Annotated in this window: 19 protein-coding genes; 7 read left to right on the plus strand and 12 right to left on the minus strand. The window is 42.5% G+C overall.

All coding sequences use genetic code 11. The annotated features are described in order from the left end of the window. Window positions 1–16 precede the first annotated feature (16 nt). Entirely contained in the window at window positions 17–256 is a 240-nt protein-coding gene (locus tag VB836_RS27375; protein ID WP_323224306.1) for a hypothetical protein, read from the plus strand. Between the two features lie 386 nt (window positions 257–642). On the opposite strand, the gene ltrA is transcribed toward VB836_RS27375, so the two are convergent. Both ltrA and VB836_RS27385 read right to left on the minus strand, forming a co-directional pair. Then, window positions 643–2,427 carry a group II intron reverse transcriptase/maturase gene (gene ltrA / locus VB836_RS27380; RefSeq protein WP_323224309.1) on the minus strand — a complete coding sequence of 595 codons (1,785 nt, stop codon included), beginning with the start codon at window positions 2,425–2,427 and terminating at the stop codon, window positions 643–645. Between the two features lie 611 nt (window positions 2,428–3,038). Further along, on the minus strand, window positions 3,039–3,656 hold the full coding sequence (locus tag VB836_RS27385) for an RNA-guided endonuclease InsQ/TnpB family protein (RefSeq protein ID WP_407659777.1): 618 nt from the start codon (window positions 3,654–3,656) through the stop codon (window positions 3,039–3,041). Between the two features lie 88 nt (window positions 3,657–3,744). Between VB836_RS27385 and tnpA the strand changes: the two genes are divergently transcribed. Beyond that, entirely contained in the window at window positions 3,745–4,149 is a 405-nt protein-coding gene (gene tnpA / locus VB836_RS27390; protein ID WP_323224313.1) for an IS200/IS605 family transposase, read from the plus strand. Between the two features lie 106 nt (window positions 4,150–4,255). Here the strand turns inward: tnpA and VB836_RS27395 are convergent, their stop codons facing one another. The 3 genes from VB836_RS27395 to VB836_RS27405 form a co-directional block, all read right to left on the minus strand. Then, window positions 4,256–6,097, minus strand: a complete 1,842-nt coding sequence (locus tag VB836_RS27395) for an ATP-binding protein (protein WP_323224315.1) — start codon at window positions 6,095–6,097, stop codon at window positions 4,256–4,258. A 332-nt stretch (window positions 6,098–6,429) separates the two neighbouring features. Further along, window positions 6,430–6,660, minus strand: coding sequence for a type II toxin-antitoxin system CcdA family antitoxin (locus tag VB836_RS27400; RefSeq protein ID WP_046282284.1), 231 nt, complete (start codon window positions 6,658–6,660; stop codon window positions 6,430–6,432). A gap of 247 nt (window positions 6,661–6,907) precedes the next feature. After that, complete coding sequence (locus VB836_RS27405; protein ID WP_456085770.1) at window positions 6,908–8,836, minus strand: transglycosylase domain-containing protein; 1,929 nt, start codon at window positions 8,834–8,836, stop codon at window positions 6,908–6,910. Window positions 8,837–9,143: 307 nt separating this feature from the next. On the opposite strand from VB836_RS27405, the gene tyrS reads away from it, so the two are divergent. Together tyrS and pyrF are read left to right on the plus strand one after the other, a co-directional pair. Further along, window positions 9,144–10,394 (plus strand): tyrosine--tRNA ligase, encoded by a 1,251-nt coding sequence (gene tyrS / locus VB836_RS27410; RefSeq protein ID WP_323224318.1) that lies wholly within the window; start codon window positions 9,144–9,146, stop codon window positions 10,392–10,394. Further along, window positions 10,395–11,102, plus strand: coding sequence for an orotidine-5'-phosphate decarboxylase (pyrF, locus tag VB836_RS27415; protein ID WP_323224320.1), 708 nt, complete (start codon window positions 10,395–10,397; stop codon window positions 11,100–11,102). Between the two features lie 503 nt (window positions 11,103–11,605). Here pyrF and VB836_RS27420 read toward each other — a convergent pair. Then, the gene (locus VB836_RS27420) at window positions 11,606–12,340 is read right to left on the minus strand and encodes a glutathione peroxidase (RefSeq protein ID WP_323224322.1); all 735 of its coding nucleotides are present in this window, start codon (window positions 12,338–12,340) and stop codon (window positions 11,606–11,608) included. A 134-nt stretch (window positions 12,341–12,474) separates the two neighbouring features. Then, the gene (locus VB836_RS27425) at window positions 12,475–13,176 is read right to left on the minus strand and encodes a rubrerythrin family protein (protein ID WP_323224323.1); all 702 of its coding nucleotides are present in this window, start codon (window positions 13,174–13,176) and stop codon (window positions 12,475–12,477) included. Window positions 13,177–13,339: 163 nt separating this feature from the next. On the opposite strand from VB836_RS27425, the gene VB836_RS27430 reads away from it, so the two are divergent. Continuing rightward, window positions 13,340–13,765: a Fur family transcriptional regulator gene (locus tag VB836_RS27430; protein WP_323224325.1), complete on the plus strand. Its 426-nt coding sequence runs from the start codon at window positions 13,340–13,342 to the stop codon at window positions 13,763–13,765. 352 nt (window positions 13,766–14,117) lie between these two features. On the opposite strand, the gene VB836_RS27435 is transcribed toward VB836_RS27430, so the two are convergent. The 4 genes from VB836_RS27435 to VB836_RS27450 all read right to left on the minus strand — a co-directional run bounded on the left by VB836_RS27435 (window position 14,118) and on the right by VB836_RS27450 (window position 18,410). Further along, complete coding sequence (locus VB836_RS27435) at window positions 14,118–14,927, minus strand: hypothetical protein (protein WP_323224327.1); 810 nt, start codon at window positions 14,925–14,927, stop codon at window positions 14,118–14,120. Between the two features lie 601 nt (window positions 14,928–15,528). Continuing rightward, window positions 15,529–16,626, minus strand: a complete 1,098-nt coding sequence (locus VB836_RS27440) for a hypothetical protein (RefSeq protein ID WP_323224329.1) — start codon at window positions 16,624–16,626, stop codon at window positions 15,529–15,531. A gap of 170 nt (window positions 16,627–16,796) precedes the next feature. Then, complete coding sequence (locus VB836_RS27445; protein ID WP_323224331.1) at window positions 16,797–16,979, minus strand: CsbD family protein; 183 nt, start codon at window positions 16,977–16,979, stop codon at window positions 16,797–16,799. Between the two features lie 129 nt (window positions 16,980–17,108). Beyond that, window positions 17,109–18,410: a homoserine dehydrogenase gene (locus tag VB836_RS27450; protein ID WP_323224333.1), complete on the minus strand. Its 1,302-nt coding sequence runs from the start codon at window positions 18,408–18,410 to the stop codon at window positions 17,109–17,111. A 294-nt stretch (window positions 18,411–18,704) separates the two neighbouring features. Here VB836_RS27450 and VB836_RS27455 point away from each other — a divergent pair, with 294 nt between their 5' ends. Continuing rightward, window positions 18,705–19,583 carry an ABC transporter ATP-binding protein gene (locus VB836_RS27455; protein ID WP_323224335.1) on the plus strand — a complete coding sequence of 293 codons (879 nt, stop codon included), beginning with the start codon at window positions 18,705–18,707 and terminating at the stop codon, window positions 19,581–19,583. Beyond that, a complete protein-coding gene (locus VB836_RS27460; protein WP_323224338.1) occupies window positions 19,583–23,200 on the plus strand; it encodes a hypothetical protein in 3,618 nt (1,205 codons plus the stop codon). Before VB836_RS27455 ends, VB836_RS27460 begins: the two co-directional genes overlap by 1 nt. Before the next feature lie 169 nt (window positions 23,201–23,369). Here VB836_RS27460 and VB836_RS27465 read toward each other — a convergent pair whose 3' ends face one another. After that, window positions 23,370–23,792: a hypothetical protein gene (locus tag VB836_RS27465; protein WP_323224340.1), complete on the minus strand. Its 423-nt coding sequence runs from the start codon at window positions 23,790–23,792 to the stop codon at window positions 23,370–23,372. Between the last annotated feature and the right edge of the window lie 324 nt (window positions 23,793–24,116).

The raw sequence follows: 24,116 nt of genomic DNA on the forward strand, positions 1-24,116 counted from the left end.
ACTCAGTTGGGTTTCTTTGAAGTGTGTTTATCGTTTAAGACCTGTCAGAAGTGGGCTGCCGTTTTCAGGCGGTGTGATGTTGGTGCAATTCCTCAACCCTTATCCTCTGCATTACACAGGGGCGTTCGCTTTTTCTGACTTCCTTTATCCCCTAGACGTTCGGCTTCAATTACTCTCGGCTTACTCCGTTGTCGGACAACAGAGAGTCTATTGGACTTACCGTGTTTCGCCGTTTGATGATTTGCGAATTGGTTAGGGTTCCGCTCATACTCCGGTAGCGTTCGGACTTCTTTGTTGAATAGTGAAACTTTCAACAACCTTGCTACTTACCATTTTGGTTAAGGTGTTTCAGCCTGGTTTCACCTTTTCGTGTATCACGGAGCTAGATTAGCAGTTCACTTATCGTTAACCCTTCCAGTTCTTCCCCTCGCATCACTACCGATTTAGGCTATCAGCTTAGACACTTTTATGGTCTGCACTCCAACAGTTTCATTACTTACTTCTGCTGTGACCGGACTCTGTAGAGTCTTTTATATGGGGACTGGACAGAAGTACCCCAGAGAGAGTCGGCTCTCTATTCATCAATAGCGACTTTGCACGTCGCGCTTCACCTCACACGGCTCCTCAGTGATATGTTGCTTATCACGCATACCTCATTACCCATTTATCCCCGACTTTCTCAAGTCTTTTTAGTGGGCTTAGGCTCGGTGCTGTTACAACCGGATTTTTGCCCAGACTACCATCGCTGGTTGTCTTTGTGTCGTGGCAGTGTCTATGAAGTAAGTCCCAATTTTCATAAGAATCCTTTCCACCTTTTGATTTGGGGATTCTGTGGTCAACTTCCATCACATCGTTTTCACGGAATATTAATCCGCAGTAGGTACACTTCCCTTTTTGCTTCTTTAAGAGTTTGGATACCCTTTTAGGCATTTCAGGGTTGTTACCCATTCTTGTACTCCAGTAAACCAGGTTTCCGTCGTATGGTGACGATTCGCCTTTAACTTTTACATGACGCTTGATTTCAGTGGCGCTATGTTTCTGTGACCGCATTGGGTTTTTACCCTCAGACCTGGTTGCGAATACCCAGTTATCGCCTTTTATTGTTTGCCAATATTTCTTTACCACCCATTCTTTTGATTTGTTTGGGTGTCGGCGTTTCGCCCAAGCAAAAAGTTTTAGGAAAATGAGGCTGTCTAAATCTGAGAATGCCTCCTTGCTTATTACGGTTGAGTAGTAATTTGCCCACCCCCTGATGATGGGGTTTAATCGACTGATGAGTGCCGCTTGCGGTGCAGTCTTATGAGCTTCAATTACTGCTGCTATTTTGTCGTAATGTACCTTCTGCTTTTCCTTGCTTGGAGTGATGATGGTCTTAAAGCCTAGTTGTCTATTTCCCCTTGAGGTTTTACCTGAATGGTATTTACCTACGGGGAATTGACGTATATTAAAACCAAGGAAGTTGAAACCTGGTTGTTCTTGCTCACACTGATTGAGGGTGTGAGTAATTCTAGTTTTGTTAGGCTTTAACTCCAATCCCATGCCTTTTAACCATTCAGAGATAATCTCCTTGCATCTTTGGACAACGGTTATGTCTTCGTGGAGAATAACGAAGTCATCGGCATACCGGATGAAGTTCAGGGCTTTTCGATTATCCCTTTTGCCAAAACCACTCTTAGTAGGAAGAGTATCAGCAAATTCTTTCACCCGTTCTTCCATCCCGTGAAGGGAGATGTTAGCCAAAAGAGGAGAAATGACCCCTCCTTGTGGCGTTCCCTCAGATGTTTCGAGGTACTGCATATTATCCATCACTCCCGCTTTTAACCATGCTCGTATTTGACGGCGTATGGTGGGAAATGTATTCAATTTGTTAAGCAGTGCTTTATGGTCGATGCGGTCGAAACACTTGGCTATATCTGCATCCAATACATATTTCGATTTGCAGTGAATGCTTGTATAGATTGCCTCAATTGCATCATGGCATGAGCGTCCGGTTCTGAACCCGTATGAGTTCGGTTCAAATCGTGCCTCCCATTCTGGCTCTAATGCCATTTTGACAAGCACTTGCAAGGCTCGGTCTTTCATCGTAGGTATTCCTAATGGTCGTTTCTCTTCCGTTCCTGGCTTGGGAATCCATACTCGCCTAGTTGGGCTGACCTTAGTTCCAAGTTTTAATTCCCCTGTTAGGGCAAGACGTTGCTTTGGGGTTAGGTTCTTTTGCCCATCCACACCTGCTGTCTTTTTCCCTTGGTTATCTTGGGAAACTCTACGAACCGATAAAGCTCTTGCTGACCAGGACTTCATCAATATCTTCTGGAGTCCGCGAACTAACTTTACATTGCCACGTTGAGAGGCTTGATAGATGCGCTTTTGTAACTTAAAGACTTTACGCTCTAGCTTATGCCAGGGTATCGCCTTCCATTCAATCATCGGGGAGAATCCCCGTGCTTTTGACGTTTTCATTACGACTTGAACCTCTATCCTACATTTCACCGTGAGTCTGTCTGCCTATCCTTGGAGTTACCCAAGGCGTTCGCTTCTGACTCAATCTTTCCTACTCGCAGCATCCAGTTAGCACCTACTCAGGGAATCGACCACCCTGAGAGCATACGAGAGGTTACTTCGTTCCTGATAGACATTGTTTGAACCTTTAGAGCGACACTCTACACCGGGTTTATTGGAAGTGCTTGATGGTCATTCTTTCACTGCCATCTCCTTATCCTTTGCCTTTTGGCTCCAGTGTAAAAGCCTTATTCCACTGGTTACTAATGACGATGTTTTAAACGTGCCTTCACTTTCGTTACTCATGGGTTCTTGCTCGTAGGAAACCAACTTTTAGGCTGTTAGCTTTACCTCCTTTCATCCCCGCTTTACGGATTGATGGCTAGTCGCTACCGTAGGGGAAGTGCTGTCACCACTGCACTTGTGTGGAAGGACTTGAGTTTTCTAGGATACTTCCTCTCACCTTCATGTCTATCAAGTTGTCAAGGTTCTATATTTGACCTTGCGGCTAATCCCCCAAATCCTGTGTAGATTGGTTTCTAGCCAACGAATCGCACGAAAGACTTCAGTCCCAAATCAATTCCAACAGCACTTTTGATTTCATCTATTGGTTTTGCTGTCGGAACAGTATCATCCTCTAAGGATATCGCGACGTACCATCCGTCAGCTTTTTTAACAATAGTTGCCGTCAGGAGTTCAAACCCATCAGGAAAAGGTCGGTGCATAATCACAGGCATCGACCCTATCTTTGACAAAGTTAATAACCCATTCTCAATTTTGTTGACACCTGCTTTGGGGCAATTAATGCGAGGAAAAGTAAAGGAGCGCAATTGTCCTTTCTTTTTGAATTTGGGTCTCCCCGCTCTTTTCCCCGACTTATCGGGTTTCGTCCATCTATCCCAGGACAAGTCCAGTCGTTTGAGATTTTGCTGTTGAACCTCAGCATGAATTTCCTTGTAAACAGGAAACAGTTCTTTGGTTGTCTTAAGCTCTCCGGCTTGAAAGTTGTAACCAGGGAAGTTTTCTGGGATGTCTCCAATTGGTTCTGAAACTAGGCTACATCTATCTATTTGACATCTCGTCCTCCTCCGCCAGTCAAACCTTTGACCGAGTGCGTAGTTGTGATGTCTCCGCAACATCTCAAGCCAGGTTTCCATTTTGGCAACCTGCTCGGCGGATGGCTGTAGTTTGTAGATGTGTGTTAGTCTCATTAGAATATTGTAGGTTGGTATCAAGCTTAGTGCTATGTCTTATCATCTTCGTCCTGGAGCTTGTTATAAACTTCAAGCTCACCTTGTCTTTGTGACTAAATACCGCAAACGGGTTATTAATAAGGAAATCCTTGACCGATTGGAGCAGATCTTTCGTGATACTTGCATTAAGTGGGAATCAACCCTTGTTGAATTTAACGGTGAAGAAGATCATGTTCACTTACTGATTGACTACAATCCCAAGGTTCAAACCAGCAAACTGATTAACAGCCTAAAGACAGTTAGTAGTAGGCTTATTCGTAAAGAATTTCCCGCCCAAGTCAATAAATTTTATTTCAAACCTGTCTTTTGGACGGGAGCTTATTTGATTTCCAGTTGCGGAGGTGTAACTTTGGAAGAACTCAAGGCTTATGTCCAGAACCAAGAGGCTCCCGAATAATATCGTAGAATCGCGCTTTTGATTTTTGGCTTCAATTCCCCTGTCACTAAGCTTCGCTATAGTAACAGTACCCTTTCAGCATTTTTAGATGGAATTGAGTTTAAGGTTAAAACTTGGAGGTTTCATCCAAAAAAATATTATGATTTTCAGCGTTATTTTGTTCAGGTTCTTGATACAACGGAACGGTAAAAGTGACCGTTGATCCGAGACCATCGCCCAGACTGTAGAACTTAACGCTGCCGCCCATCGCTTGTACTAATTTTTGAGAAATCACTAATCCCAAACCTGTACCGCCATATTGACGAGTGTAGCCCGTATCGACCTGAGAAAAAGCTTTAAACAGGCGATCTTGCTTTTCTAAGGGTACACCAATTCCGGTATCCGTGACTCTAAATTCCACCAAACCCGGAAATTCTTGATTTTGAAAGATGACTTTTTTTTGAACGAGTCCTAAACTAATATTCACACCCCCTTCATGGGTGAATTTGATGGCATTTCCCACTAAGTTGAGCATGACTTGCAGGAGGCGTTGATAGTTGGCATAGACGATTAAAGTTTTGGAGTATGAATGTTCGTGAATTGATAAATTTAATCCCTTTTGTTGAACTTGAGTTTTGGTAAACTGTTCGACTTCTTTTAACAGTTCACTCACTTTGACGAGAGCGAAGTCGATTTCCATTTTCCCGGCTTCGATCTTGGCAATATCTAACACATCGTTAATCAAATTCAGCAAATGTATAGCCGCACGATGGGCTTCCTGGACAAATTCTCGTTCTTCTTCACGATCATCAACTAAACCATCTATAACCAGCTTGAGAAAGCCAATAATACCATTAAGCGGGGTACGCAGTTCGTGAGAGGTATTCGCCAGAAATTCACTTTTGAGACGGGAAGAGGCTTCTGCTTCGGCTCGGGCTTCTTCGAGTTCCTGATAGAGAGTCGCATGAGCGATCGCCGTTCCGACATGAGTCGCCAGTTCTCGGACAAAATCAATTTCAGCCAAAGTCCACTGACGAAAGTGATCGCATTGATGTAGAGCGATCAAACCGTTCGGTCGAATTATACCATTGGGTTGATCAAGATAGGAAGTGGCAATCACCAAAACCGAATGACGTTTGTAGGGGTCTTCAGAGGTAGCCGTGCGTTCAAGAGCAATTGGTTCTAAAGTTGCTAAAGCTTGACTCCAACCCCATTCCTGGTCAATAGACACTTCCGAGCCAAGCAGCGTTTCGTAGGGGTCTTGACGATATTCAGCGACAACTTGAGTGTATTGGAAACGAACATTTTCGTGGGTGCGATCAGGTTTGTAAGGGCAAATAATGCAGCGATTGACTTGGAGAACCTGACCCAGACTGGACACGGTTTGCTGCCAGATTTGCTTGAGATCAAGAGTGCGGCGAATTTTTTGAGTAATTTTACTCAAAAGGGTTTGATAAATTTGGGAACTGGGGGGAACCGTCCGACAAATTGTTCCGGCAATTTGCACCAGCATTTTTTGCTGGATATCGAAGTTTGACGGTAAAGAACGATAAGCAATAATTTCTTCGAGGTCAGCCTCAGAATTGATTTCGCTGGGTTCGAGACTTCGACCCATCACCAGTACCCGACTCGCTTTGCCGTTGGGGGTCAAAATCGGACTGATCACTAATTCTAAGGGAATATAATGCTCCTGATAGAGAAAGGGATAACTAAATCGCTCGGGAATCGAACTTTCCAGAACCCGATGAATTCGCTCTAAATAGGGTTCAAGCAAAGCAGGCCCAAACGTTTCCCCCATCTGAGAGCCTACCACTTGGTCAGCACAAAGATCATAGGATTCGCTCTGTTGCCAAAAAAACGACAGATACTTACCGGATACATCCTGAATAAATACCAAATCAGCCCCCAACTCTCGCCAAATCTCGGCAGGAAATGAGTTTGAAAGCTGAAAATCTGTATTGGAGTTCATCAGCGCTCGCGACAGGGAACCTTTACCTCAACGCAGTTTAGGGGAATTAAGCTGCACCTTGGACTCAACAACATCATCTGAGATCATCAGAAGGATAAAACCCATCCATTGAGCTAGATTCAGACATCAGGAAGCTTAAACTACTAATAGTCTTTGATTCTAGCTTTTGATTCTCTATCTTGGATTGATTCATCCATTCAAAGATTAACAACTTTCTGTGATTTTTGTCTTCAGTCTATCGCTCAAACTGAGACACAGAGCTAGCAAACCGATACTTGAAATCGGCTCCCTCTCTACCAGATTAGACAGAGGGGGGAGCTATCGATCTCTAGCTAGTCATTCCATTCACCGCGAGGAGGAACGGGAGGATTGCGCTGGAGCGTCAAAGCTAATTCATCTTCGGGACGCTCACCTCGAAGCCATTGACGCAAAGCAGTTTCTACGACTTTACTCGGATCATTGGTCAGATGTTTGATCTGATCGAGCAACTCGGAGTCTATCTGAATAGAAACTTCTACTTTGGTTGGCGTATCGGACGAGGAAACGGGGTTCTGCTGATTCATAACGTCGTAAAAAGTACCTAGCAAATCAAAACCTAAACCAAAGAGCGAGGGTAAACACGGCTGAGTGCGATTTGCACTTCCCTCCGGCTGTTGGCAACTTCACCCCGGAACGCTACGGCTTATTTATCCGCAACAAGACAGAGCAACCCAAGATTTCTTGCCTATTTCTATTGTACGATGCCAATTCAACAATCAAACAGAGTTGTTCTCAGCATCCCTGTCTTCAAAAAGCGGTGACAGATATTTTTTAGGGTCGTTCAAAGTTGGACGGAGGTGGAAACCCCTGCCCTGACTGACCCGAAAGAGCGCGACTCATAAAATCTCGCCAAATGGGCGCCACAGTCGTTCCTCCGGTAGACCCAGAAGCCAGAGGAGTGTAGTCATCATTACCCACCCAAACCGCCGTTGACAGTTGCGGCGTATACCCGACAAACCAGACATCTCGCTCTGAAGAGGTGGTTCCGGTTTTTCCGGCCGCAGGACGGCCAATTTGCGCTCGGGTTCCGGTTCCTCCGGTGATTACCCCTTGTAAGCTACTGTTGAGGGAAGCAACGGCCCACTGATTTAAGACCAGTCTGGGTTTAGGGGTATTATCCAACAACACATTCCCCTGACTGTCGGTAACTTGGACAATGAACGTCGGATCTGAATGCCAACCATTATTGGCAAACGTCGCAAAACCCCCAGCCATTTCCATTGGCGTGACATCGACTGAACCTAACGGTAAGGAAATTACGGGGTCCATTGGACTCTTGAAGCCCAAAATCCGGCAAACTTCAATCACTTGGTTCAGTCCCACCTCTTGGCCTAACTTCACGGCGGGAATATTTAGAGAACTTTCTAAAGCTGAACGAACACTCACTGCCCCTGAATAACCACCGCCGTAGTTGCGAGGAGAATAGTAGCCATCACCATCAGGATAACTCACGGGTGAATCATACACGGTTGACTCTGGGGAATATTTACCCGTCGCAAAGGCGGTATAGTAAACAAACGGTTTAAAGGCTGAACCCGGTTGACGTTGAGCTTGAATAGCACGGTTGTATTGACTGGTTTTATAGTCAGCACCGCCCACCATTGCTTTGACAAAATGGGTTCTCGGGTCTACAGCAGCCAGAGCAATTTGACCATTGTCCCAACTGCCGTAAACACCCCAATAATACAGACGTTCATGCCAGGTGCTAACCACCTGTTCCGCCATGCGTTGGAAGTTAATATCAATCGTGGTTTGTACGCGCATTCCGCCTTTGAGGACGGCATCTCGGCCAAACTTACGGGTTAACTCCTGAACCACGGCTTCGGTGACGTAGGGTAACTGACTTTGTTTAAATGAGGTAATCGCGCCGACGAGTAAGGGTTGTTTGCGGGCAATGGCTTCTTCTTCTGCGGTAATCCATTTTAACTCCCGCATCCGTTGCAAAACCGTCAGTTGTCTCTGCTTGGATTTTTTGTAGTCTACAAACGGACTATAATCTTCCGGTGCTGGTATTAAACCCGCTAACATTGAAGCTTCCGCTAGGGTCAGGTCACTGGCGGATTTATTAAAATAACTTCGAGAGGCGGTTTCTACGCCGTACAGGTTATGACCCCAGTAGACTTGGTTGAGATATAGCTCTAAAATCTCATCTTTGGCTAAAATTTGTTCTAACCGAATCGCCATGACCGCTTCTGCGGCTTTCCGGCTAATGGTACGGTTCGGTGAGAGAAACAGGTTTTTCACCAACTGCATCGTTAGAGTCGAACCCCCTTCTACCGTATTGCCACTTTCTAAGTTGGCAACAAAAGCCCGGATAATTCCTGTGGGATAAATTCCTTTGTGGTAGTAGAAATTGCTGTCTTCAATCGCTAGAACTGCACGCTTGAGGTGAGGTGAGATTTCATCGAGGGAAATGACTTCCCGGTTGGCTTCATCGTGAAGGCTGGCCAGCGGTCTGCCCTGGATGTCGTAGATGTAGGTGGTTTCTGTCGGTGCGTAGCTTTGCAGAACCCGCACATCGGGTAGATTTCGGAAACTGACGGCTAAACCCACTAGCCCGCCAGCGACAACTGAACTGGCTAACATTGTGACACTCAGCAGCGTCCCAGCCGTGACCTTGCTAACCGACTGAACGAAGTCAAAAATACTTTCTGAGTTGTTGACTCTCGATTTTGGGTGGATAGCGTTAGTTGATGACACGTTGATTTCACTCCCTTCAGGAAAACAAGGCAACAGGGGATTAAGACAGGTAGAGGATCAAACCCTCCGTGATCGCTCTCGCTAAGTGATAGCATACAGCATTCGTTTGTTGCTATTGATCTGTTTTTGGGGAAACCCGACCAACAGGTTTGCACTCGGCTCTCCTCTAGTAATCTATCCCCCAATCGCACCCGGACAATGGTAAGATACTGTATGAATATAAATCACTGATTGATAAACGATATCAGGGATCAAGATTAGCCTAATTGATCTAGTATTTGCAATAATATAAAATTCTCATCAAGTTATGGCATTGAGTCAACCGACCCCAGAGAGATTAACAAACGCATCTCTCGATGATATGACGAGACTGCGCCGAGGTGTTAGTGAAATTTTTCCCGAACAGCTTGATTCGCTGAACCCTGATGATAATTTTAACCAACGTTTGGCTCAATCTCATCAGCCTTTACGGGTTAAATTTGGCATAGACCCCACCGGAACCGATATTCATCTCGGACATAGTGTTGTTTTCCGCAAACTCCGCGATTTTCAAGATGCTGGACACACGGCTGTTTTGATTATTGGTGATTTTACCGCAAGAATTGGTGATCCGACAGGAAAATCTGAAGTTCGCAAGCAACTCACCCCCGAACAAGTTCAACAAAACGCTCAAACTTATCTCGATCAAGTTCGTCCCATTCTTGATTTTGACACACCCGGACGCCTAGAAATTCGTTATAACTCAGAATGGCTCTCTCAGCTTGATTTGGCTAAAATTTTGGATTTACTCTCCACCATGACGGTTGGGCAAATGTTAGCTAAAGAAGGCTTTGCGCTACGTTATGAAAAAGAAGCCCCGATTTTTTTGCATGAATTTCTCTATCCTCTGATGCAAGGTTATGATTCGGTTGCCGTTGAAGCAGATGTTGAACTCGGAGGAACTGATCAAAAGTTTAACCTGGCTGTGGGTCGAGATTTACAACGCTATTTTGGACAAAAGCCTCAATTTGGTTTATTGATGCCGATTTTGATTGGGACTGATGGCGTTCAAAAAATGTCTAAATCTCTGGGAAATTATGTCGGACTCTCTGAAGATGCTCTGACCATGTATTCCAAATTGGAAAAAATCCCCGATGATTTAATTATACAATATTTTGAACTGCTCACCAAATTTCCCCTCGATCAACTCCCTGAAAATCCCCGTGAACGACAAAAATTATTAGCCTTAGATGTTGTTTCCCAATATCACGGCAAAGATGCAGCGTTAGAAGCCCAAAAAGCCGCTTTAAACCTCACGGGCGGTAACGTTCAACAGGCCGATGCGGTCCCTGAATTTTCCCTGGCTGAGATTGAATTTCCGGCGAAGTTATTCTATATTCTCAGTGTGAGTGGTTTGTGTAAAAGTGGCAGTGAAGCCCGACGACAAATGCAAGGGGGCGGCGTGCGACTGGATGGCGAACAAATGACCGATGCTGACCTAACTTTTGAGTCAATTAATGATTTAAACGGACGTGTCTTGCAACTGGGTAAAAAGAAATTTGTGCGCTTGGTAGGATAGATGAACACAGATAAAATTATTGTTCCCCTTGATGTTTCCAGCTTGGAAGATGCGATCGCATTAATTGACCAATTGCCTCAAGTTTCTTTTTGGAAAGTCGGTCTAGAACTGTTTGTCAGTAGCGGGCCGGAAATTTTAACCCAACTGAAACAACGACAAAAACTAATTTTTCTCGATCTGAAATTTCACGATATTCCCAATACTGTAGCAGGCGCTTGTCGGTCAGCCGCAAAGTATGGGGTTGATTTAATCACCATTCATGCAACCGCCGGAAAAGTCGCGTTAAAAGCCGCTCAAAATGCTATAATCGAAGGGGCAAATGCAGCGAATCAACCCATTCCCAATTTAATCGCAATTACCCTCTTAACCAGTCTGAATTATCGTGAATTAGCCTTTGATTTAAACATCACTTTAAAACTCCCAGAATATGCCCTGAAAATGGCGTTACTCGCCCAAGACTGTGGGTTAGCGGGGGCGGTTTGTTCTCCCCAAGAAGTCGAACAATTACGCCAAACCTGTGGGGATGATTTCCTGTTAGTTTGTCCGGGAGTTCGACCCAGTTGGGCAGAAAAAGGCGATCAACAGCGTTCATTTACCCCTTCTCAAGCCTTGAAAGCCGGAGCTGATTACCTGGTCATCGGACGCCCGATAACCGCCTCAGAAGACCCCAGAGCCGCCTTACAACGCATTTGTCAGGAGATCTCTTAAACAGACTTTTTTTCCCTCGAAATTTCGCGTTTTTTTTCGCCAGACCCTCTTGACTTTTTGGCTCGGCTACGGGTATGATTATCTTATAATGGGATGGTTGTGAAAAAAATATTTTTGCTTATATCCGATTATAAAAAATACTATTCATAATTTACCAGCATTCGCCCCCCTTTGTCAACCCTCTTGACCGCGAGGGGAGACAGATTTTTAAATCCCATATAAGAAAAAACCGGGTTTTTTTTAATCCCATATCCCGATAAAAATAGAGAAACTCAAATCAATGAATTTCTCTATTCTAAAACAGAGAGCTATGAAAACGTGACTGATCTGACTACTAAGTTTGAGAAAAGATACCAAACAAACAGATCAAGGATTTGTTTGAGTGATTTCTTCTTTGAGTGAACACCCTGAGAAGGATATCTCTAGAATATTCTCAATTTAAAAATCATCACAGTCCCTTTTTTAAGTGACATTCCCAAGGCTCTTATCCGGGATAAAATCGATTAATTAGATTTCAGATATTCTTCTAAAGCATCAGAACCGCCAATTAATTTTCCATCTATAAAAACTTGCGGTGTTGAAGTTGCGCCTGTAGCTGCTTTGATCGAACGAGTTGAAATATCTTCCCCTAAGACAATTTCTTCAAAATCCCAACCCCGTTCTTTCAGCATTGATTTAGCTTTGATACAGTAGGGACAACCCACTTTACTAAACATTGTAATGGATTTCGGTTTAGTGGCGCTGGGGTTAATATAGTTGAGCATTGTTTCGGCATCCGATACCTCAAAAGGATCGCCGGGAACTTCCGGTTCGATGAACATTTTATCGATAACACCGTCTTTTACCAGCATTGAATAACGCCAGGAGCGCTTGCCAAAACCTAAATCGGCTTTATCGACTAACATTCCGATTTTTTCACTAAATTCGCCATTCCCATCAGGAATGAGTTTAACATTTTCAGCCTTTTGACTTTTTGCCCATTCATTCATGACAAAGGCATCATTAACAGAAAGACAAACAATATCATCAACGCCATTGGCTTTAAACGCGGGAGCCAATTCATTATAACCGGGGAGGTGAGTCGAAGAACAGGTTGGAGTAAAGGCACCCGGAAGGGAAAACACAATTACTGTTTTACCAGCAAACAATTCATTAGAAGAAATATCAACCCATTCATTATTCTGGCGGGTTCTGAATGTGACATCGGGAACTCGTTGGCCTTCACGATTTTCTAGCATAGAGGTTTTCTCCTGTTAAATGTGTTCGAGTTGAGTTTTCCAGAGTTGGGAAAGGGGTTAGGGGGACAAAGAAACTGGGTATTTTTCTAAAAAAGTCCCGCTTATCCCCATTACCATTTTTTTCGCCACTGTTATTATGCAGCGATCGCTTGCTCGTAGGGAACAAAAGATTTTTTACTCGCCCCACAAATTGGACAATACCAATCTTCGGGAATGTCTTCAAAGGCGGTTCCGGCTGCAATTCCAGAATCTGGATCGCCTTCGGTTGGATCGTAAATCATTGAACATTGCTTACAAATCCATTTCCCGCTACTGGCACTTTTTGCTGCGGGTTCTACGCCATCTAAAGCCTTTAACGCTTCGGTGTATTGGTTGGCGTGATGATTTTCAATTGAGGTGAGGAAGCCGAAGTTTTGGGCGGCTTTGCGGAAAATTCCGGCGTGTTCACGGGATTCGGCGATTTGTTCTTCAAACTCTGCAACGGCTTTGTCATCGCGATCTTGACGGGCTTGGGTTGTGAATTCGGGATACATGGTGGTGTATTCGTAGGTTTCGCCCTCAATGGCTAACTCCAAACACCGGGAGATGATCGCTTTTTTCTCGGCTTCACTCAGGCTAGAAGCATCTTTGACGACTAACTCAGGATGAATGAGGCGGAAATGGGCAAAGGCGTGTTCGGTTTCTTGGTTGGCGGTTTCCCGAAACAGTTTGGCGACATCGCTCATTCCCAATTGACGCGCTACTTCTGCAAAAAATAAGTATTTGCGGTTTGCCATAGACTCGCCTGCAAATGCGGCTTCTAGGTTTTTCGCGGTGTTAGAGTTTGACAGATCCATAGTGTTCTCCTCTGAGGATGTAAAGGTTTGATTGATTCCTTACTATCTCAGAATAATTCTGATTTAATAAAATGTCAAGTAAAAAACTGAGACTTAGATTGTGTGATATCTTTTCTCAGATATGATATAATCTAGATAAGGAAAGCCATATAAATAAAGCATCATGGTTAGCAATGCCAGTAAAGAAATAGAAGAGCGAATGCGAGCTAAGGGTCTGAGGATCACCCCTCAACGCTTTGCGGTTTACGCCAACCTATTGTCTCGTTTTGATCATCCGACGGTTGAGGAAATTCTGGTGGATGTGAACCACGATTTGCCGATTTCTTCTAAAGCAACGGTTTATAGTGCGTTATCGGTGTTGCGAGAAGTCGGGTTAGTGCGGGAAGTTTTGTTAGAAGAAGGGGTGACTCGTTATGATGCGAGAGTTGAAGCCCATCATCATTTCTGCTGTCAAACTTGTGGCGTTATTCAAGATATTGACTGGGAAACTTTTAGTAATTTACCCTTAGATCGACTTCCAGAAGGGATTCGCGTTGAAAATTATGAAGTGATTATTAAAGGTGAATGCGATCGCTGTACAAATTCTTAGACAAATATTGTTGTAGGGGCGGGTTGATTACAGTTTACAGTTTACAGTTATACAGTGACCAGCTTTTACAGTTTACAGTTTACAGTTATGCAGTGACCAGTTTTTACAGTTTACAGTTTACAGTTATGCAGTGACCAGTTTTTACAGTTTACAGTTTACAGTTATTAGTTATTAGTTATCAGTTATCACTGTTGACTGTTGACTGGTCACTGTTCACTGTTCACTGTTCACTGTTTAAACCCGCCCCGCTTTCAAGAAATATTATGATTTTAGGGATTAAAAATCGCAATTAAAAACCCGGTTTATCAAAGAAACCGGGTTTTTCCAATATGCAGTTATGGCGATCGCTCAGTTAGAATTGTTTGCGCTTTCGCAAAGCAACACCTGTAACACCAAAGATAAAGAAAGCGACAAAGCTAGACGGTTCGGGTGCTTTGACTAAAACAGCATTGGTTTTCACTTCAACTAACGTTAAAGAAGTGTCTTCGCTAAAGTACCGAGAAAATTCACCCAAATATTCCGCAGTAATGAATTCTTGATTTCCCCCAAATTCTTGTTCGGAATAATCTAATAAAAAATTAAAACCATCACTGGCTTTAACTTCAAAGAAGTCATCATTACCCGCAGTTTCTAACCGTCCAGAAATGGTTAAGAAATCAATGGGTTTCTGGGTTGAATCGTCAAAGAGGAAGAATGAAATATTACCCTGAGCAATTGCAGCTTCACCGGGAGGTTTTTCAATAGAGGTTTCCAGTTCCAAGGATGACAGAAAATCAAAAGAAAATGTTGAACCTGCTTCAATGTAAAATTGACGACCAATAACAGCAGCTTCACTTTCTGCAATCCCTACATATTTTTGTCCATATCCCTCTGCTTTAGCCAGAGAGGAGTTAACGGCAAAAGTCAGAGGAATCTGATTATAAAAGAAAGCATCAGAGTCTGCATTCGCATCAACAGATCCACTGCTTGCAAACGTAAAAGTTTCTGTATCAGTTAAGGTTTCAATACTCAAAGGAGCGTGACTAAAGCTGTGTAGAAAAGCGTTAGCAGAGGAAGAAGCAAAAGTCGCTGCTATGCTGGGTGAAGAAGTGACGGTCAACGTGGCTAAAACGGGAATTGAACCCAAAACTAGATTTAAACGCTGCTGGAATTTTTTAAGCATGACTGATGTTAATACTACCTTATTTTTATTTCTGAAAAGCCCTGACAGTTTTTCGGTGTTCGGCTAAATTTTTTGATTTTAGGTTAGCCCGGTTGTTGTTGAAGAGAGTTGAAACTCTCATTTTTCAAGGAATTCTCAAGCTGTCAGAAGTGTTAATTTATTGAACTTTTAACGGGTCTACCTATCTGTATAGATGCACTTTGACTCACAAAAAATTTCTATAGCTAGGACAAACGTCTAGCTGATGCTTTGCTGATCTTCCTAAATTAATGGATGGTCTTCATGGATTGGTTATTTTTAGCTTAGTCTGCTCAACCACCTAAAAACAAGATAGTAATTTAAAAATTCCAACTTTTTTTGTAAAGCTTGAGTAAATTTAGATCGGCTTACCTAAAGACCAAAGATTATCAAATTCCTGTGAAATTGTTGTGACAAGACGATGTTTGAGTAGAAAAATATACATTTCAAACGGTTTGGCTTGAGATTGCACAAAATCCTTCTAAACACACCCCCATCGCCTCAATACTTAACCGATGATTGCTCTGCAAAATCTGCCTCTATCCTCTGAATATTGGCGGTTAAGCCGGATTAAACAGATCAACTATAAATAAGTTTGTCTGAGGGTTGCTTCAATTGAACTTAGATTTTGAAAAATTTTAATCAATTCATGGGATCGGGTTTGGCGTTGGGTTAACATCTCTTTGAGGGGTTGTAAGAGATGCCGATCCGGATCATCTTGCAACGCAACTTCTGCGGCTTTTAAAACGTGAGTAGCCCTGTTGAAAATATCCTCATCGTCAAACCCCCTTTTAGCCGAAATTTGATGTAAATGAGTGTCGGGAATCGTGGATCGACCCGGTAATGTTTCGTCTAAAATTAATCCTTTTAATAAGGCTAATAGCCCCGCATAAATGCGAAAATCATCACAAGTATCAAACGCTTTAAATTCTATTCTCCCGACTTCTGCGGGGATTCTAGCAACTTTGGTCAGTGAGGGAATACTTTTGATTAATTGTTCTTCTTGAGCAACAAAAACTAATGTGGCGGATCGTCTCCCGGTTCGGGTAAACGTTCTCACGGATAAACCGTCCCATAACTGCCCGTTATAGAAGGGAGAACTATAACTAAAAGGTACAAGATAAGGACTATAATAAGTGAGTTTTTGACCGATATCAATGAGTTTTTCTAAGGGTAAATCAGCAACCGATAGGTTTAAATCTGGCCCATACGTCACCATATAAATATACGCTGTATTGTCATCGGGATGAATTTGTAATTGTTTAATTTCGTATTCGTTTAAGGGCGGCTGAGGTTCAAAAACAGACCTGTAGGGGTTAAAACTGGTGAGAACTGGGGTAAACCCATATTGACCTGCTATTTCTCGTAAGAGTTGAAAACTGGTGGTTAATTCATTAATTGTTTCTTGAATACTATTATGAATGGTTGTTCTAATTTCAATTCCTTTTACCGCACAGTCAATCACGTTTTCAGAGTCATCAAATCTTTCAAATCCTTCGATATACCAGCGCTTTTGTCGAATTCCCGCATCACCCACCCGTAATTGTAAATTGTCGTTGGGGTAGATGGGGAGTTGGTCAATAATTTGCTGAAAATCTGCAAATTTTGTACAGGAGAAATCAGCAAACTTTCCTTGTGAGTTGAGGAAAGCAACTTCATGTTCTATACCAAAGAAAAACATTTGAGTTAATAAGATTGAGGGCTTGACTGAAAATCACTTATAGCAATTTTAGCATGATCAGTGCTTGTTAATAATTTTATTCAAGAAGGAAAAATTGATCGTAAAAAAGAGCATACCCGGGTTGCTCTAAATTATGAATGATTGAATTGATATTCAGATATTAGTGAGAATTAATCAATCAGTTTTTTGGCTTGGTCTTTTAAGTTTTCAACGGTATGTTGAATTTCAGCCTCAGCTTGCTTTTTCTGGCCTTCCATTTTCTGCTTAGGATCGCCAGTGACTTCACCCACTGCTTCCTGAATTTTACCTTCAATATTCTTGGCTGCTGCTTTTATCTTATCTTCTAAACTCATGTTATTACTCCTGTTTATTAAAACTTAGAGGGATGTAACAGATGGTATAGTAAGAAATTCTATTTGTCAATCAAGCTTAACTTATTGTTAACTTGACTCGATGAGTCTAGAGATAAAAACAACCTAAGTTTACAACACTCGCAATATACTGGGAATGCGATTAACAACATTAAAGCTTTTAATTTCATCAAGGGCTTGTCGAAAATTCCCCTCTCGAACATCATGGGTAACAACGACAATTTCCGCCAATTCTCCATGCGTATCAATCTGTACAATCGATTCTATACTAACATCGTGGCTCCCAAAACAAGTGCCTAACTTGCCAATCACACCCGGTTCATCTTGAGTGACAAAACGGGAATAAAAGCGAGTCATTAAATTTTCCATCGGGGCGAGATTACAATAATGTTGATGGCTACAACTCATTAACGGATGAAGTTCACCTGAGACGGGAGAATGAAGAACTGCTGCAATATTCAAAATATCGGAAACGACTGCACTCGCCGTTGGGCCAGCACCCGCACCTCGACCAAAAAACATCACCTGTCCGATGGGTTCCCCTTCAATTAAAATGGCGTTGTAAACATCATTAATACTCGCCAAAGGATGCGCTTTTGGAACCAATGTAGGATGAACTCGAATTGAGAGTAAATCGTTTTCAGGTGTTGCTTGAGGATCACGACTGGCGATCGCCAATAACTTAATCACAAATCCCAAACGATCTGCATAGGAAATATCGCTGGCGTTGATATTACGAATTCCTTCACAATAAACTTCACTAAGTTTAATTCGTCCACCAAACGCTAAAGATGCCAAAATCGCAATTTTATCGGCTGCATCTAACCCGTCAACATCCGCAGTCGGATCAGCTTCAGCATACCCTAACTGTTGGGCTTGGGCCAAAACTTCGGCAAAATCCGCCCCTTCTTGTTGCATTCGGGTGAGGATGTAGTTCGTTGTCCCATTAACAATTCCCATAATCCGATGAATGCGGTTCGCACCCAGAGACTGTTTGAGGGGTTGTATCACAGGAATTCCGCCCCCAACAGCCGCCTCTAACATCACATAGACGCCCTTTTCATTGGCTGCGGTGAAGATTTCATCGGCGTAGCGAGAGATCACAGCTTTATTGGCGGTAACGACGTGTTTTCCGTGAGCAATGGCTTTGAGAATCAGCGATCGCGCAGGTTCCAAGCCGCCAATTAATTCTACAACAATATCGACTTGCGGATCGGTGACAATTTCCTCTAAGTCAGTTGTCAGCAAGCTTTCCGGGAGTTCCACTTGACGAGATTTAGACAGCGATCGCACCCCCACTCGATGTAGGCTTAACCCTTGTAATAAGGGATGTCGTCCGTTGGGATCGAGGAGAATTTGTGCGGTTCCTGTCCCAACTGTTCCGAGTCCCAACAAACCAATCTTCAAAGCCACAATTCCCATCCGTCAGTAAGTTTGTCCTACCCTTATTTTGACATTGAACCTGACACAACGGTTTATGGACTTCGGCAAAATCTAAAATTTTTTGGAAAATCACCGAAGTACCGCCAGGAAATGCTAGTTTATATCATACTCAATAAATGATAAAAACTCTCAAGAAGCTTTAACGGGCTTTAGAGACTAGAAGTCTGAAAACTGAAGCACAATCAAACTTAGTGTCAATAGTTACAGGAAACTCGAGTTGGTTTTCTCAGACAGAACGCTGACAACCTGGGGAACTTAAAAATAATGCTTGTCATTAAACAACTGAGCAAAACCTACGCCAATGGTATTCAAGCCTTGCGGGACATCTCCTTAGACATCGGTTACGGGATTTTTGGCTTACTTGGCCCAAACGGTGCCGGGAAATCTAGCTTCATGCGAACCCTAGCGACTTTACAGGATGCAGATTCTGGCTTGATCGAACTCGACGGCTTAAATCTGCTGAAAAATCCTCAAACCGCCCGCAGTCGCTTAGGCTATCTCCCCCAAGATTTTGGCGTTTATCCGAACGTTTCGGCTGAAGATTTATTAGATCAAATCGCCGTTTTCAAGGGATTTACTCACGCTTCACAACGCCGAGAAATTGTCGCCCAACAGTTGCAACTGGTAAACCTTTACGAAGAACGAAAACAGAAATTAGGAACTTTTTCAGGTGGGATGCGCCAGCGCTTTGGTATTGCTCAAGCGCTTCTGGGATCACCTCAATTAGTAATTGTTGATGAACCAACAGCAGGTCTTGATCCGGTTGAACGCATTCGATTTCAGAACTTGCTGGCAGAAATTAGCGAAGAGCGAGTGTTAATTCTCTCCACTCATATTGTAGAAGATGTAGCCGAACTTTGTCAACAAATGGCTATTCTAAATCGAGGTCAAATTATTCGCTCTGGGAGTCCTCTATTTTTAACCGAAACTCTGCGAGGAAAAGTTTGGATCGCCTCGGAACTTGAAGCCTCTAACAAGCCCAAAGATTGCACAATCATCACCACTCGAATGTCACGGGGAAAACGCTGTGTTCGGGTGTTGATCGACAGTCAACAGAGTCAATATTTCCACGCCGTTGAACCCGATCTCAATGACGTTTATTTTACTGCGTTATTGTTAGAACCTGAAGTGATTGCTGCTTAATGATGAAATCTATATTTTTTGATGTTGTTCAGTTTGAGATCCTTTACCATCTAAGTCGCCCTACTTTTTGGTTAATCACAATATTATTTTTTGTTATTGGTTTAACTGATATTGTTTCCAAAGCTGGAGAAGGTAACGCTTTCTTTTTTGTCAATAGTCCCTCCCAAATTTTTCAAACGACAATTTGGTACTGTATTTTTGGGATTCTTGCGGCTTCAGCCTTTGTTGCGGAAACTTTTGTGCGAGATACAAACTATCGCATGGAAGCGTTAATATTAGCAACTCCCATTCGGAAATGGGATTATTTAGCAACCCGTTTTCTCGCCGCATTTGGGATAACTCTATTTGCTTTTTCTAGCTATTTACCGGGGATGATTTTAGGCACAATCATGCCGGGACTTAATCCCTTTGCCTTGGGGCCATTGCGTTTAGAGGCTTATGTTGTTAGCTATCTTCTTTTTACCCTGCCCAATTTATTTTTAGTGTCAGCAATTGCCTTTTGTTTAGCCTCTAAAACTCGCAGTATTGTGATGACTTATGCGGGGGCAATTGTTTTAATTATGCTTTATCTAGCCTCTCTAATTATGGTCGGGGTAGATGTGATTAATTTTGATCAATATCGCATCTGGGCAATGTTAGATCCCTTTGGGTTTTATGCCTTAGAAGAAAAGACGTTATCTTGGACAGTTTATCAACATAATACGCTTATGCCACCCTTAAGCGGGATTGTCATTTTCAACCGTATTTTCTGGCTAACAGTGGGTTCATTGTTGTGGTGTTGGAGTTATCAGACTTATTCGATGAAAGTCTTAAATAAATCCCGTGTTCAGAGTCATAAAACATCAATAATTGCTCAAAAAATAGATAAGCCCAGTCAAATTAATCCCGTTAATACAATTCCCTTAGAGGCTAAAAACAGAAGTTTCAAAGCCTGTATTAATCAATGGTTTTATCGCAGTGGCTTTGAAATCAAACAAGTGTTAACAGGACGAGCGTTTTTACTTCTAACTGCATTTGGTTTAGTCAGTCTAATGATCACAGCGATGGGAACTCGTTCCTATAACTATTCTAATCCCAGTACCGATATTTTAATTCATTCCGCTAATCTCTATCTCGAATATATTCTGTTTGCGATTATCATTGTTTATTCTGCTGAATTAATGTGGCGCGATCGCCTATTGCGTCTGCAAAATGTTATCGATGCAACATCAGTTTCTAATGGAATTTTATTGTTATCCAAACTCACGGCTTTGTTTGCCATTATCACGATTAATTTACTGTTAGCAATGGTGGTAATGGTTGGCTATCAAGCCCTTAACGGATACACCGACTTTGAGTTTACGTTATATTTTCAGATGTTATTTATCGAACACGGACCGTATTTTTACTTAACCGCAATACTCGCCCTATTTACCCAAGTCATTACCCGTCATAAATATGCAGGGATGGCATTAGTGGTGATGATTTCTCTTTCAAAAATTCCTCTAGATGCCTTGGGTTGGTATCATAATCTCTATCGTTTTGCAGCAACAAATGACATTGAATATTCCTTGATGAATGGCTATGGTCATCTGTTAACCGGACATCTTTGGTATACTTTGTATTGGGCTTTGTTCGGTGCAATTTTGATGGTTTTTGCTTATATCATCTGGCCGCGTGGAACGTCTGATTTACGTTTAATCAAAGGTTGGAAACAAGCCTGGGTGAGAACAAGTCAGAGCGTTAAACAAACATTAGCCGGGTTAATTGTTGCGTTTGTTGGGGTGGGCGGATGGATTTTTTACAATACCAATATTATTAATCAATATCAACCCCCAGGGAAAGAAGAAACAGCCGCAGAAATTGAGAAACGCTTCAAACAATACGAAAATTTACCGATACCCGTTGTTACCAATACAAAAGTCAATATCGAACTTTATCCCGAAGAACGTTACTTCGTTGCTAACGGTGAATATGTATTAGAAAATCGCACAAATTCGTCGATTAAACAACTTCATCTGCTGAGTTTTATTAACTTAAAATTGGCTGAAATAAACTATCCAGGCGCAACATTAAAAGAAGCTTATCCAGAATGGGGATACTATATTTATGACCTAGAAACCCCGTTAAAACCTGGGGAACGTCAAACGATGAAATTCATCACAAAAACAGAACGTCCCCAAGGATTTCAAAATCAGGTGGATAGCGATGATGTTTATATGATTTATCCGAATGATGTTGTCGGAAATGGCACGAATTTATATAGTCCTTTTATTTTACCCTTTGTTGGTTATACCAAAATGGTTGAACATAAAAAGGCTTGGATGCGCCATCAATTCAATTTACCCCCCTTAGATGAACGGATGCGAAGTCATGATCATCCCATTGGTTTATCACAGGGGTTAATGCTGGCTCATTTAGGCTGGGGTAGCACTGATATTACCATTGGAACCTCTGCGGATCAAACGGTTGTCACAACAGGAAAATTAGTCAATCAATGGAAGCAAGGAAATCGGAATTATTTTCAGTATCAATCTACCGCAAAAGACCGGGGTAAATTTACCATTTATTCAGGTCGTTATGCGGTTTATAAAAATAATAATTATCGAGTTCCGATTGAAATCTATTATCATCCAAAACACCAAGAAAATGTTGAGCTAATTGCTGAACAAGTGGGAAAAGCTTTAGAATTTTATGAGAAAACTTTCGGCCCCTATCCTTTTGAACAGGTGCGGGTTGTGGAGTTTGTTTATTATGATGGAATGGTTTTTTCAGAAGCGGGAGTGATTGGTATTCCTGAAGTTTTGGTGTGGAAAAGTGAAGCAAAAGGTCGGGGGAAAGATAGTATTATTGACTGGGTTAGTTATCTCTTGGCTTATGCTTGGTGGGAAGATCAAATAATAGCCGCAGATGTAGCGGGAGGGATGACTATTCGTGAAGCTTTGAGTGGTTATGCGAGTTCTCTTTATCAACGTTGCCGAACTCCCGAAGAACAACGCCTAGCCAAACAACAGCTTATGCGTGATTTCTTTCGTCTGTTGGGTAAAATTGATTTCCAAGAACCAGCGTTAATTGATGTGTATAATGAGGTACCGATTGCTCGTCATAAAGGCGGTATGATATTAGAACAAATTGAGGATTTAATGGGTCAAGAAGCTTTACTTTCAGGAATTAAAAGTTTTCTCCAAAAGTATCGTTATCAACCTGCACCCTATGCAACGGTTCTTGATTTGCGGGATGCGATTTTAGCTGAAGCTTCTGGCGCTCAACGAGAAATGATTAGCGAATTGTTTGCTAATGTGATTACTTATCAGGTAGGATTAGCGGATGCTGTTTTTGAAGCGTTACCAGATGGAAAATATAAAGTTCAACTTCAGGTAGAAGCTCAAAAGTTATACACAAAACAGCTTGGAAAGCAAGAGTCAGAGGCGTTAGATTTACCAGTGACGATCTCTCTTTCCGATGAAAATGGAGAGGAGATTTTTAGCAAAAAATATACAATTTTAGGGCAAAAAGCAACCATTGATTTAATCACGAATAAGCGACCCACCTATGCTGCTGTGGATGGGAATTATTTGCTGCCCTCTGCTTTTTTACAGGATAATATTAAGCGTCTTCGTCCGATGTTGGGAAATTAGAATTTATTGAAAATGTCTGTTTGATGAATTTTGTTATGGTTTGGGGCGGGTTTATGTAAGTTATTGCTGGGAAAACATAAATTGATTCACCAAGCCGCCCCTACAACACTGGTGAGGAGGTGACTGTTTAAACCCGCCTCTACTAATTATTGATTAGTCGGACATGATATCAAAACCAACGTCCGCCGCGAAACCGCCAATGAGGAAATAAAATTCGCGTTAGGGTGACAGAGGCGAGGTAAGTTGCTAACCAAACCACAGTGTAATGACAGATAAATAATCCGACATTAAAGATTTCGGGGGAAATGCCCGGTAAACCGACACTTTTGGCTAATCCCCCGATAAATAGGCCTTCCCAAATTCCCGCCTGGAGTTGAAACAGTCCCGGCCAATCTCGATCCCAACGGAATTTTTGCAGGTAGATATAGAAGCTATCCCAAAGTAAGCCAAACAGGGCGACATATCCCAGGAAAGCCAAGTAAATCCAACTGGGTGCAATGTTGGCGATCCAGAAGGGTAGGGTAACGAATAGGCCGACGGTGGCCAACAGCAAGATCCGGGTTTGCCAGCGTCCGAAGAGGGTTGGAGTCATGGAATTTTGGATTACTCAAGTCTAATTGGCAACATATTGTAAAGTTTTGTAAATTAACTTGTGGGGTGACACCCATCATGGTCTATACTACATACATAGTAGATGCACCCTGATTAGACCGCCCACAATTGATGGGCGTTTTTCTTTTTTGACACTCCCACGCCTTAAAAGGCGGGGATTCTTCATTCTACGACTCGACTTGCTGAGACAGGATTTCTCCTATCACAGTAGAGGTAAAATCTCCTGAAGCGTTTTGATCTAAGATCCAAGTTCCGCTATGCCCTAGCGTACTCAAAGCTGAATTCAGAATATTAATTGCGGCAT

The organism is Limnoraphis robusta BA-68 BA1 (assembly GCF_034932365.1).
GTDB classification, from domain to species: domain Bacteria; phylum Cyanobacteriota; class Cyanobacteriia; order Cyanobacteriales; family Microcoleaceae; genus Capilliphycus; species Capilliphycus robustus.